Annotated in this window: 8 protein-coding genes and 4 pseudogenes; 2 read left to right on the top strand and 10 right to left on the bottom strand. The window is 67.5% G+C overall.

Annotation, left to right across the window (positions count from 1 at the left end; all coding sequences use genetic code 11):
- Nucleotides 1-27 precede the first annotated feature (27 nt).
- The 5 genes from CDN38_RS03920 to CDN38_RS03940 form a co-directional block, all read right to left on the bottom strand.
- A complete protein-coding gene (locus CDN38_RS03920) occupies nt 28-3237 on the bottom strand; it encodes an acetyl-CoA carboxylase family protein (RefSeq protein WP_099318783.1) in 3210 nt (1069 codons plus the stop codon).
- Nucleotides 3238-3303: 66 nt separating this feature from the next.
- Nucleotides 3304-4473 carry a PPE family protein gene (locus tag CDN38_RS03925; protein ID WP_075510868.1) on the bottom strand — a complete coding sequence of 390 codons (1170 nt, stop codon included), beginning with the start codon at nt 4471-4473 and terminating at the stop codon, nt 3304-3306.
- Nucleotides 4474-4523: 50 nt separating this feature from the next.
- Nucleotides 4524-5333, bottom strand: coding sequence for a PPE family protein, SVP subgroup (locus CDN38_RS03930; RefSeq protein ID WP_075510869.1), 810 nt, complete (start codon nt 5331-5333; stop codon nt 4524-4526).
- Between the two features lie 303 nt (nt 5334-5636).
- The gene (locus CDN38_RS03935; RefSeq protein ID WP_075510877.1) at nt 5637-7184 is read right to left on the bottom strand and encodes a class I adenylate-forming enzyme family protein; all 1548 of its coding nucleotides are present in this window, start codon (nt 7182-7184) and stop codon (nt 5637-5639) included.
- Between the two features lie 178 nt (nt 7185-7362).
- Nucleotides 7363-8505: a PPE family protein gene (locus CDN38_RS03940; protein WP_075510870.1), complete on the bottom strand. Its 1143-nt coding sequence runs from the start codon at nt 8503-8505 to the stop codon at nt 7363-7365.
- A 265-nt stretch (nt 8506-8770) separates the two neighbouring features.
- On the opposite strand from CDN38_RS03940, the gene CDN38_RS03945 reads away from it, so the two are divergent.
- Nucleotides 8771-9064: a VOC family protein gene (locus CDN38_RS03945; protein WP_180276284.1), complete on the top strand. Its 294-nt coding sequence runs from the start codon at nt 8771-8773 to the stop codon at nt 9062-9064.
- Nucleotides 9065-9160: 96 nt separating this feature from the next.
- On the opposite strand, the gene CDN38_RS03950 is transcribed toward CDN38_RS03945, so the two are convergent.
- The 5 genes and pseudogenes from CDN38_RS03950 to pdxH form a co-directional block, all read right to left on the bottom strand.
- Nucleotides 9161-9613, bottom strand: a complete 453-nt coding sequence (locus CDN38_RS03950) for a flavodoxin family protein (RefSeq protein WP_075510871.1) — start codon at nt 9611-9613, stop codon at nt 9161-9163.
- Nucleotides 9614-9645: 32 nt separating this feature from the next.
- Nucleotides 9646-9840, bottom strand: a pseudogene (locus CDN38_RS03955) (flavodoxin); the annotation flags it as partial.
- A 1-nt stretch (nt 9841) separates the two neighbouring features.
- A pseudogene (locus CDN38_RS03960) lies at nt 9842-10303 on the bottom strand (hypothetical protein); the annotation flags it as partial.
- A gap of 27 nt (nt 10304-10330) precedes the next feature.
- Nucleotides 10331-11068: a 4-hydroxy-tetrahydrodipicolinate reductase gene (dapB, locus tag CDN38_RS03965; RefSeq protein WP_075510878.1), complete on the bottom strand. Its 738-nt coding sequence runs from the start codon at nt 11066-11068 to the stop codon at nt 10331-10333.
- Between the two features lie 118 nt (nt 11069-11186).
- A pseudogene (gene pdxH, locus CDN38_RS03970) lies at nt 11187-11860 on the bottom strand (pyridoxamine 5'-phosphate oxidase).
- Nucleotides 11861-12146: 286 nt separating this feature from the next.
- On the opposite strand from pdxH, the pseudogene CDN38_RS03975 reads away from it, so the two are divergent.
- Nucleotides 12147-12279, top strand: a pseudogene (locus tag CDN38_RS03975) (pyridoxal 5'-phosphate synthase lyase subunit PdxS); the annotation flags it as partial.

Raw genomic sequence — 12279 nt, forward strand, 5'->3', positions numbered from 1 at the left:
TGGGGCTGGGGCTGCGCACCCACACCGTCATCGCGTCGGCAGCCTGCTGATCCAGGTCCGCGACTCCGCCGGATCGATGACGTCGTCCAGTTCGAACGTGGTGGCCGAGCGCAACGCCTTCCCATGCTGATAGGCCGCGGCCACCAGCCGCTCGAAAAGCGCTTGGCGTTCAATCTCGTCCACGGCTGCGGCCAGCTCCTTGCGGAACCCGAGCCGCACCGCCCCTTCCAGTCCCATGCCGCCGATCTCCCCGGTGGGCCAGGCGACCGTGAACTCGGGCGCATGGAACGAGCCACCGGCCATGGCCATCGCACCCAATCCATAACCCTTGCGCAAGATGATCATTCCGAGCGGCACTGTCAACCGCGCGCCGGCGATGAACATCCGGCCGAAGCGCCGGACCGTGGCTTCTTTCTCGGAGTCCGGACCGACCATGAATCCCGGGGTATCGCACAGCGAGATCACCGGCAGCCGGAACGACTCGCACAACGCGAGGAAGTCGGCGGCCTTATCCGACGCCTCGGCGTCGATGGCACCGCCCAGATGATGGCTGCTGTTGGCGATCAACCCGTAAGCCACACCCTCGACGCGAACCAGCGCGGTGAGGATGCCGACCCCGTAGTCGCGACGCAACTCCAGCACCGAGTCGACGTCGACGACGGACTCGATCGCCCGGCGCACGTCGTAGGCGCGTAACCGGTTCTGCGGCACCATATGCCGGGACAGTCGCGGGTCGGGTGCCGCCCAACTGTCGACGCTGCCCTGGAAATACGACAGGTACTGCTTGGCCAGCGAAACCGCGTGCGCCTCGTCATGGGCGACCAGGCTCACCACGCCGTTGCGCCGCTGCACCTCGATCGGCCCGATCGCCTCCGGCGGGTAGACGCCGAGCCCGCCGCCTTCGATCATCGCCGGGCCGCCCATGCCGATATTGGCGTCCGGCGTTGCGATGATCACGTCGCACACCCCGGCAAGGGCGGCATTGCCGGCGAAGCACCGGCCGGAGACGATGGCCACCAACGGCACCCGGCCGGACAGGCCGGCCAGTACCCGGAACGTCGGCACATCCAGCCCGGCCCGGCCACCGACGTCGGTGTCGCCGGGCCGGCCCCCGCCGCCCTCGGCAAATAGCACCACCGGCAAGCGGTTTCGCACGGCCAGATCGAAGACGCGGTCGGTCTTGGCATGGTTGCGCATGCCCTGGGTCCCGGCGAGCACGGTGTAGTCGTATGACACGACGACCGTTTGGGCGGCGGCCGGGCCGAACCGATCCGCGCCGATAGTGGCCACGCCGGCGACCAGGCCGTCGGCCGGGGTGTTGGCGATCAGGTCCTCCTCGGAGCGCCGGCTGCGTTGCGCGGCGATCACCAGGGCACCGTATTCGACGAAGCTGCCGGGATCGACCAGGTCGGCGATGTTCTCACGTGCGGTGCGCCGACCCTGCTGGTGCCGTTTGGCCACCGCAGCTTCCCGGCCCTCGTCCAGGGTGAGCCGATGACGCTGCCGGACCCCGTCGAGGTCGGCCCGCGATCGACCCAGATCGATGGTGGCAGTTGATGATTCACCACCGACAACGCTGGTGCGGGTGAACACCAGCAGCGGGTCGCCGGTCGCGACCACCTGACCGGGCGACACCAGATTGCGGACCGTCCGCAGTGCATCCGGAGCCGCCTGGACATGCTGCATCTTCATCGCCTCGAGCACCACCAACTGCCCGTCGGCGCCCACCTCGGTACCTTCTGGCGCGACGTCAACCACCGTGCCGGCCAGTTGGGCACGCAACGCCTCTTCACCCGGGTAAAGCTCGACCGCGGCCACCCGATGGGCGCGCCGGTGAGACAGCGCGGCCGCCGCCAGGCCGGGCAGCTTTTCGTCGACGAAACTCGTCGTGACGATGCCTGATTGAACCTTGTTGTCCGACAAGAGTTCTTGCAGCAATGCCAGGTTGGTGGCGACGCCCTCGATGCTGAACTCCGACAGCGCCGTGCGCGCCTTGCGCACCGCCGCGCCGAAGGATGACCTGGATACGTGGGTGATGACCTTGGCCAGCAGCGAGTCATAGCGTGGATTCACTGACAGCCCCGCCCGGCCGTAAGTGTCGACGCGGACCCCGGGGCCGCTCGGGGGTGAAAACACCGTCAGGGTGCCCGCTGCGGGTAGGATGGACCCGGCTGCCGCCATGGTTTCAGCGTTGACCCTGGTCTGGATAGCGATACCCCGTGCCGTGGCGGGATCACCGGCGACTCTGGTTGCCTCGCAGGAAATCCCGGCCGGCAACCCCAGCTCGTCGTAGCACGCACCGCCGGCGATGGCCAGCTGCAGCGCCACCAGGTCCAGCCCGGTCACCGCCTCGGTGACGGTGTGTTCAACCTGGATGCGCGGATTGACCTCCAAGAAGGCGAATTCCTCAGCGGAGACCAGGAATTCGACGGTGGCCAGCCCGCGCAGCCCGACGCCGGCGCAGAGCAAGGTTGCGGCCCGGTGTAACGCACGGCGCAGGCTATCCGAAAGGCCTTGGGCGGGAGCGATTTCAACCAGCTTCTGGTAGCGCCGCTGGATGCTGCAGTCACGATCGCCCAGCGCCAGCGCATGCGGTGGCTGGCCGACGACCTGCACCTCCAAATGCCGTGCCGCACCCAGATATGCCTCGGCGAATACCGCCGGGTTGCCGAAAGCCAGTCGCGCTTCCGCGGCGCACTGACGGTAGGCATCATCGATCTGGCCGGCGCTGGTCACCTTGCGCATGCCCCGGCCGCCACCGCCGGCGAGCGCCTTGATCATGATCGCGCCGCCGACCTGAGCGGCAAAGAATTCCTGGATGTCGCCGAGGCTGCTGGGGCCTTGGGTCGCCGCCAGCACCGGCAGCCCGGCGGTGACGGCGGCCGTGCGGGCCACAGACTTGTTCCCGACCAGCTCCAGCACCTCGGCGTCGGGTCCGACGAACGTGTACCCGCCGGCCCTGCAGGCCCGCGCGAATCCGGGGTTCTCGCTGAGGAACCCGTAGCCGGGGTGGATCAGCTCGGCGCCGGACGCTTCGGCCGCGGCCAGGATGGCCGCGGCGTCGAGGTAGGCCTCGATACCGTTGCCGGGCAGGGCGATTGCCTGGTCGGCCGCGTGCACGTGTGGGCTGTCGGCGTCGTCCGCGGCGTAAACCGCGACCGTGGGGATGTCCAATTCGGTTGCCGTGCGGATGATTCGAAGCGCAATCTCACCCCGGTTCGCGATCAGCAGCCTCATTCGGACACCCCGGCCATCCTGACGCGCGACCACATACCGGCCACATTACGGCCCGGCCGGTCCGGATCAGACGACGACCTGTTTGGGCATCACGGTCGGCCGGAAGCCGTACCGTGGTCCGGCGTAACCACCGCTGCCCTTGGCCGCGGCGGCCATCCCCGGCGCGCCGGGCATCGCGGTGACCGGTCCGGCTTCCTCGGGCACGGCCCAGCCGCTGCCCTCCAACGCCGTGGTGCCCGAAGGCAACGCCGGAGCGGCACTGGACCAGCTCGCCGGCACCGCCAACTTGCCGACCGCGGACGCCTGGCCGAGGCCCGCCAGGACCGAGCCCGCGCCCGCGGGTGCCACGGCGTGCGTCGTGGCCGCCGGTCCGGCGATGGTTGGAACCAGCTGGGCGGCAGCAGACCCACCCGCGACGTTCGCGGCATCCAGGGCGTGCCCCAGGAATACCGCGTTGGGAATGGCGGCCATGACGAACCAGGCCGCGGTATTGACCGCACCGTTGATGGCGTTCTGCACGAACGTATTGCCGAGCAGGTCATCGATGATTCCGCCCAGGGCCGTCGCGTCGAAAACCGACGCGGCCGGCGACGCGAGCCCCATGACCGCGTTGGGCACGTTGGTGATCAGGTTCGCCAGCCCCACCTGCTGGGCCGTACCAGCCGCGGCGGCCTGGCCCACCGCGGCCGCCTGCGCGGCCAGCCCGGCCGGGTTGGCGATCCGCGACGGCGTGGTCAACGGGTTCAGCGTCCCGGCGGCCGCCGACGACGCCGCATAGCCGTACATCGCCAACGCGTCCTGCGCCCACATTTCACCGTAGTGCGCCTCAGTGGCCGCGATGGCGGGTGTGTTCTGGCCCAGGATGTTCGTCGCCACCAGCGCCGCCAGCAGCGCCCTATTGGCCGCAACCTCAGCCGGCGGCACGGTCGCGGCGAAGGCCGCCTCGAAGGCGGCCGCGGACGCGGTGGCTTGCGAGCCCGCATGAGCGGCGGATTCGGCGGTGTAGGTCAGCCAGGCGAGGTAGGGCTGAGCCGCGGCTGCCATCGACATCGACGCAGGACCCAACCACTGCTCGGTGGTCAGCTGGGTGATCACCGATTCGACCGAGGCGGCCGTGGTGCTCAACTCGACGGCAAGCCTGTTCCATGCTGCGGCGGCAGCCATCATGGGCGCCGCCCCCGCACCGGCGTACATGCGTGCGGAGTTGATCTCAGGGGGTAAAGCTCCGAAATCCATTGTTATCCGACTCCTTTGATTTAGTCCGGTTCGTATCGGATGCGGGTGCTCTAGACGGCGTCCGGCTTCGGCATGACGATGGGCTTGACGCCGTAGCGCGGGGCACCGAAGCCGGCGCTGTTGCGCGTCGCCGACGCCAATCCCGGCATGCCGGGAATGACGGCGCCCGGCGCCGCCTGCGGTGCGGCGGCGGTCCAGCCGGCACCTTGCAGCGTGCCGACTTGCGTGCTCGACACCAACGTGGCCGTCCCCGCCCAGGTCGGAGGAGCGGCTGCGCCGATCGAGGACACCTCGCCCAGGCCGGCGGCGATCGGCGCCCCGCCGACCGCGGCCTCGGCCACGGCCGCCGGTGCCAGGCCGGCGCCGCCGCCCACGGCTTCGGCGGCGCCGGCTTCGGCGGACTCCGCGGCAACCGGCAGCAGCGCACCGCTGCCCAACGCCAGCAAGTCCGACGCGGCCGATGCCCAGTTGCCGGTCCCGATGTTGAAGATATTGGCGAGATCCGTGATCCATCCGGGAGTCTGGCTGGGCAGCAGCGCCCCGAGGATGTCCGACAAGGGCGAGGCCGCCGCAGAAGAATTGGCCGCCTCGGCGGCCGCATAGGTCCCGGCGCTGACGCCGAGGGTATTCACCAACATGTCGTACATGGCCGCTGCTTCGCTGCTGATCTGCTGGTACAAGCTCCCGTAGGCGGTGAACATCGACGCCTGCAGCATCGACACTTCGTCGGCTGCCGCCGGTATCACGCCCGTGGTCGGGACTGCTGCGGCGACGTTCTCGGCGTCCATCACCGCGCCGATGGTCTGCAGCTTGCCCGCCGCAGCGGCCAGCTCATCTGGCTGTGTCGTCAGGAATGACATCTGTGCTCCTTGTGTTTCGAAACATGCCGACCGGTTGCGGCGGCCACTTTCTGTGGATTTGCTGGACAGCTTCTGGCTATTTGCTGAACAGTGTCTGTGCGTTGAGGATAAGGCTAGTGATCCACGCTCCCGCCGTCGCAATCCAAAGGCGTCAACGATGAGTCCCGTTACTGTTTCTTAACGCCAACGCCGGCAGTGCTAACACTGTCCTGTCGAGCGTGACATCTTCCGTTGACCAGCGGCATCGAAATGAGAGGCGTGGCGCACATTTCTACGCTGCGCGGCGACAGCGCCAACCGCCGGTCAATGCACCGGCGAACCCCACCGGACCTGTTCGCGAAGCTTGCCCTTGAGCAGTTTGCCGCCGGCGTTGCGCGGCAGCGCTTCGGTCACCACCGTGACGTACTGCGGAACCTTGAAGTCGGCCAGTTGCCGGCGGCAGTGGTCGAGCACCGCCGTCACGTCGATCGGGTCCGCGCCCACATACAACACCGCGCCGACCTTCTCCCCCATGACGTCGTCCGGCACCCCCAGCACACAGGCATCGGCGACGCCGGGGGCCGACAGCAGCGCGGATTCGACCTCCACACTGGAGACATTCTCGCCGCCCCGGTTGATGATGTCCTTGAGCCGATCGACGATGTGCACCCGGCCCACGTCGTCAACACGTACCCCGTCGCCGGTATGCAACCAGCCGTCGACGATCGTCGCCGCGGTGGCTTCCGGCCGATTCCAGTAGCCCGCGGTCACGTTCGCCCCGCGGACCACCAACTCGCCCATCATCTCGCCCGGGTCGGGGTCGTCGCCGCGATACGGAACCACCCCGAGATCCACTGAGGGAACCGCATAACCGACCGAGTCGGCGTGTTCGGCCGCATCCCAATCAGGCAGCACCGTCATCAGGGAGGCCGACTCGGTCATGCCGTATCCGTTGAACACCGTTGCTTGCGGAAACGCGTCCTTGACCGAGCGCACCAACGACGGGGCGATCGGCGCACCTCCGTAGCCGACCCAACGCACCGAGGAGACGTCGGTGCCGGGAAAACCCTTGTGCCGCAGCGCTAACGAGTAGACAGCCGGAACCGTCACCAGGAGCGAGATGTGCTCGGCGGGAAGTGTCGCGAGCAACTGGTCCAGGTTGAGGGCGGGCATGATCACCGACGCCCCGCCGACGCGGGCGGCTGCCAGCAGCTGCGAGTTACAACCGGTCGCGTGGAACAGCGGAACCGAAATCAGGGTGCGCAGCTCGTCACCGAGATCTGGTGACAGCCCAAGACATCTGGCCCCGTTCTCGGTGTTGGTCACGAATGCCTCGTGGGTGGTCGGCACACCTTTGGGATGGCCGGTGGTTCCCGAGGTGTAGAACAGCGCCGCCACATCGGATGGGCCGAGTCGTTCGGTCACGAACGGGTCGCCGTCGGGCAATGCGGTGTCCGCGCTCAGGTCGATCCGGGCCCCGGCATCGGACAACACGAAATCGACCTCCGGCTGGGTGGAGCGGGTGTTCACCGGCACCACAACGCCACCGGCCATCACGGTGCCCCAGAACGCCAGCACCCAATCGACTCCCGCCGGATACCGCACGCCCACCCGGTCGCCGGCGCGCAGTCCACCCGCCCGTAGTCCGCCGGCGACTCGCGAAGCACGATCCCACAGCTGCCGGTAGGTCAGCCGCGCAGCGTCGAGCTCGACCACGGCTTCGCTGTCGGGGCGACGGTCGACCTGCTCGGCAAGCATGTCCAGCAGGGTGGGGGGAATCTCGTCGTAGTGCGGGACGCCGGCGCGATCGAGGCGGATCCCCGTCCGCGGGAACGGGTTGTGATTCCTGGGAATCTCGATTACGTCAGGCACCTGGTCACTCCACGTCACTCCAGTTCGACGACGGCGACTGCGGCGCCGACGGTGTCGTTGTTGCCTTGTACCCACACACCGTAGGCACGGCTGACGGCGCGGTCCAGGCCCGGGTGATCGTCAAGTCGACCAAGCCCTTACACCCGGTGACGCTTCCGGATGTTTCCGTGGGCCTGGATCAGCCGAACACATGCCTGGGCATAACGGTCGGCTTGACTCCGTACCGTGGGCCCGCGCCGGCGCCTATGGCGGCTACGACCATTCCAGGCGCAGGCGGCGCCGCCGCGATCGCTGCGTCCTCCTCCGGAACTGCCCACCCGGTGCCGGCCGAGGCGATGTCGGCGGTCACCGCCGGTGCGACGGTAGACCAGCTCGCCGGCACCGACAGCTGACCGACCGAGGACGCAGTGCCCAAACCGGCCACGATCGGTGTTGCGCCGACACCCACGGGGGTAACCGTGCGCGCGCCTATCACGGCAGCAACCGAACCCGCCCCGCTGGCGGTGACCCCGGTAGCGGCGTCGGCCCCGTCATTGCTAGTGGTCAAGGCCATACCAAAGTCCGCTATCACGCCCGAGACGCCGTGCCACGCGTGATCGACGAACAACGGATTGGGCTTGCTGAGGTATGACAGGACCGCATTCAGCCCCGACACCTGGGCCTCCGACGGCGCCGGTGAGGCGAGGCTCATAACGGCGTTGGGCAGGTTGCTGATCAGGTTGTTAAGACCGGCCTGCTGCGCGGAACCGACGGCGGCCTGGCCGACAGCGGCGGCTTGGCCGGCGATTCCGGCTGGATTGGTGACGGCCGAAGGCCCGATCAGCGGGTTCAACCTGCCGACTGCCGCGGAGGCGACCGCATAGCCGTACATGGCCGCAGCGTCTTGTGCCCACATTTCCCCGTAGCGTGCCTCGACGGCCGCGATGGCCGGCATGTTTTGCCCGAGGATGTTTGTCGCTACCAGTTCGGCCAACTGGGCTCTGTTGGCCGCAACCTCGCCCGGAGCCACCGTCATCGCACGTCCCGCCTCAAAGGCGGCCGCAGACGCCATGGCTTGTGCCGCCGCGAGGGCCGAGGATTCAGCCGTCTCGGTCAACCAGGACACGAGGGGCTGCGCGGCGGCGGCCATCGACAGCGAGGCGGGACCCAACCACGGCTCGGTCCTGAGCCGGGTGACGATTGACTCGAAACAGGATGCAGCGGCGCTCAGCTCAACTGCGATGCCGTTCCACGCGGCCGCAGCCGCCACCAGCCCCGCCGCGCCCGCGCCGGCGTACATGCGCGCGGAATTGACCTCCGGAGGCACAGCTCCAAAATCCACTGAGGCATTCCGTTTCTCGTCGAGTTCCAGGCGAGCGTGTGGTGCTTGAGTTGACGCAGCCCTTATTCCACCATGATCGCCGCCAACGTGCCCCCAGTTGGTAGGCGCGCTCGCGCGCTGCGGCGTCGATGGCACCGACGACCTCGCCCGAAAGCGGGAGACATTGTGACGCTGCTACGCCAGCGGTTTATTGACCGCTCTGGACTCGTTCGATTGGACTGTAGTGCGGATGCGGGTCGCCAACCCTACGCACGAAGAGGCCTTCATGACGGAGCCCTGCACGTTTCTCTGGAACGAACTGCTGACCGACGACCAGCCGACCGCCGGTGAGTTCTACAGCCAACTCTTCGGCTGGCAACGCCGAGAAGTCGATGCCCGTCCACTCGGGACCTACACCGTCTTCCAGCGCGACGGACGCGAGGTCGCGGGGATGATGACGCCGACCGCACGTGACTACGCTGGCTCCCCGCGACACCGACAACTGCCGGACACGACACTGTTCGCCCGGGCCGGATCCCCCCGACGACTCAAGCCGCCGGTCCCCTCCGGCCGCTACTGATGGAACCGGAACGAGCACCAGCCGAATGACCGACGACGGGGCACCCAGCCGCCCGATCGAACGCGAACACCCTGAAGCCCGACGCGCTATCAGCACTCAGCCCATCAGCCGAGCGGCAACTGTCGCACCGAGATTCCAGCACGCTTCGACGTCGGCCTTGGTCGGCTTGCCCATCACCACCACCGTCTCGGCAACCTGTGCCCAGCCCAGCCCGGTCGTGATGGCGGCCAGACCGCGCTCCGCTCCCTCGGTGCCCTCGTTGCCGTGAATGTAGGCGCCGAACGGTCGCCCCCGCGTCGAGTCGAGGAGCTGGTAGTAGGCGCAGTCGAATGCGTGCTTCATGGCACCGCTGAGGTATCCGAGATTTGCCGGCGTGCCCAGCACATAGCCGTCGGCCTCCAGCATCTCGACCGGCGATACGGTGAGCGCTGGGCGGCGGATCACCTCGACGCCCTCGATATCGGGGTCGGTCGCACCGGCGACGACCGCCTCGAACATCTCCTGGCAGTGCGGCGACGGCGTGTGGTGGACGATCAGCAGACGCGGCACTAGCTGGCCTTTCGCCGAATAGAGGGGTATCCGCCCACATAGTCCGTGGTGCCGAACAGGTAGCCGTCAGCATCGAGCATGTCGGGAAGCGTTGCGGCCAGGGCCGGCCTCGCGATCATGTCGACACCCTCAATCTCGGGGTCGTTGGCCTCGGCCAGCACCGCCTCCAGCAGCTCGCGGGTGGTCGCCGACGGGGTGTGGTGCACGATGAGCAGGGTCTTGGTCATTGCCGTGCCTGCGGCTCCTTTCCATGCTCAGGGCCGTTTTCATGGCTTCGCGGGCCCGGCGCCGATCCCCCGCGTAGTCGTAGCCCCTGGCCAGCCGGTACCAGCGACGCCAGTCGTCGGGGTCGTCTTGCAGTTCGGCGCGCACCATGTCGAACAGCGCGTCGGCCGCGGCGCGTTCGATGCGGCCCGACGGCCGCTGCGGCAGCGCGCTGACGTCGAGTTCCATTCCGTCGTCGGCGATCAGCCTCGCCAGCTTCTGGTGCGCGAATCCGGCCCTCAGCGTGGCGATCATCGCCCACAGTCCGATGACGGGCATGACCAGCAGGGCCAATCCCAGGCCCATGGCGGCAGCTCGGCCCGAGCCGATCAGGGTGACGGCGACGCGGCCCAGCAGGACGAAGTACACCAGCATGGCCGCACACAGGAAAGCGATGAGCAGCTGAATGCGCATGGTGCGCGCCATGTCCGTCATTGCCGCGTCATTGCAGCGTCATTGCAGGTCGAGCAACGGCTCGATGCCCACGGTGAGACCGGGGCGCTCGCTGATACGGCGCACCGCCAACAGCACCCCGGGCACAAACGAGGTGCGGTCGAGGCTGTCGTGCCGAATCGTCAGCGTCTCTCCTTGGGTACCGAAAAGCACCTCTTGGTGAGCGACCAGCCCGGCCAGCCGTACGGCGTGCACCGGGATGCCGTCGACGTCGGCGCCACGGGCTCCAGGCAGGCTGGTGCTGGTGGCATCGGGATTGGGCGGCAAGCCTTTTCGAGCCTCGGCAATCAGCTTGGCAGTACGCGTCGCCGTGCCCGACGGGGCATCGGCCTTGTTCGGGTGATGCAACTCGATGACCTCGGCCGAGTCGAAGAACCGAGCGGCCTGTTTGGCGAAATGCATGCACAGCACTGCTCCGATCGCGAAGTTCGGCGCGATCAGCACCGACGTCTCGGGCTTGCCGGCCAGCCACGACTCCACCTGCTGCAGCCGCGCCGCGGTGAAGCCGGTGGTCCCGATCACGGCATGAATCCCGTTGGCAATCAAGAACTTCAGATTGTCCATCACGACGTCGGGGTGGGTGAAGTCGATGACCGCCTCGGTATTGCCGTCGGTCAGCAGACTCAGCGGATCACCGGCGTCCACCTCGGCCGACAGGGTCAAATCTTCGGCGGCCCGGACCGCCGCCACCATCGTCGCTCCGACTTTGCCCTTGGCTCCCAGCACACCTACCCGCATTTGGTGAAGCCTAGTCCGGCCGGTATTGCCGCGAACGTGCGTGTTGGTCCCCCGACTCGCCGTCGACGACGCGTCATCGGGAACCGATCGACGCGCTCTCCCGCGAAGGGCTATGCCGTCAGGGTTGCAGCCTGTGCAGCCGGCCGTTGATGATGCGGATCCGGTTGTGCAGCCGGTTCTCACAGCCCTGCCAGAATTCGACGACGTCGGGGCAATACGGTAGCCACCCCACTGCGGCGGCACCGGAATCTGGTCCTGGCCGGCGAAGCGACGCGTCACCTCCGCAAGCTGCTCGTCGAGCTCGGCGCGGGAACCGACGGGTCGCGACTGCTGCGATGCCCACGCACCCAGCTGGGCACCGCGAGGGCGCTTGGACCAATACTCGAAAGTCTCCTCGGCGCTGACCTTCGTAACCGCACCGCGCACGTGGGCCTGGCGGCCCAACTCGTACCAGGGGAAGGTTGCCGACGCATACGGTGTCGCAGCGAGCTGCTGACCCTTCTCCGACGCGTAACTCGTAAAGAAAACCACACCCGACTCATCCAGTAATTTGCGGAGCACCGAAGGGCTCACCGGCTTTCCGTCGGCAACAGTGGCCACCACCATCGCATTAGGGTCAATCACGCCGGCGCGTTGCGCATCGCTCATCCACCGGCGGAGCAACGCGGGCCAGCCGGCGTCGAGCCAGTGAAAGTCCAAACCGGCCCAACCGTCCTTTTCCGAACCGTATTCGCCACGCATCCTTGCCAACTCGTCGTCGTTGAGTTCGACGATCCGGGAGTTATCGCCCATCCCGGCCTCCGGTGCTGCGCGGGCTTATCCCGCAATGGTCACATAAGATTCTTTGCTACCGGCCGTTGCTGCCGGTAAGCCGAACGGCGCTCATTGGATCGCACAATCAATAACAGGGAACTCCTACCATTATGATTTGATGCAGTCGCCGAAGGCACCGGATTCGTTTACTGCTGCATAGTGTCGTGGGTTGTTCGGTAACGGTTTCGCCGCCGTTTGCACTGGCTGCCTGTCGGTAGCGACACCAAGCCGCGCACTGGCTGTCGTAGTGGAGATTGGAGGCACCATGGATGATGCGGGTAGCCCGGCGACCGGTACGACACGGGTCAAGCGTGGTATGGCCGAGATGCTCAAGGGCGGCGTGATCATGGACGTTGTCACCGCGGAGCAGGCCCGCATCGCCGAAGGTGCCGGTGCGG

The sequence above is a fragment of the Mycobacterium ostraviense genome (assembly GCF_002705925.1).
GTDB lineage: Bacteria > Actinomycetota > Actinomycetes > Mycobacteriales > Mycobacteriaceae > Mycobacterium > Mycobacterium ostraviense.

Bases quoted from the DNA above. Each gene is read 5' to 3' on its own strand.
- dapB (WP_075510878.1), bottom strand. From the start codon at position 11,068: ATGCGGGTAGGTGTGCTGGGAGCCAAGGGCAAAGTCGGAGCGACGATG.
- CDN38_RS03945 (WP_180276284.1), top strand. From the start codon at position 8,771: ATGACGGAGCCCTGCACGTTTCTCTGGAACGAACTGCTGACCGACGAC.
- CDN38_RS03925 (WP_075510868.1), bottom strand. From the start codon at position 4,473: ATGGATTTCGGAGCTTTACCCCCTGAGATCAACTCCGCACGCATGTAC.
- CDN38_RS03920 (WP_099318783.1), bottom strand. From the start codon at position 3,237: ATGAGGCTGCTGATCGCGAACCGGGGTGAGATTGCGCTTCGAATCATC.
- CDN38_RS03930 (WP_075510869.1), bottom strand. From the start codon at position 5,333: ATGTCATTCCTGACGACACAGCCAGATGAGCTGGCCGCTGCGGCGGGC.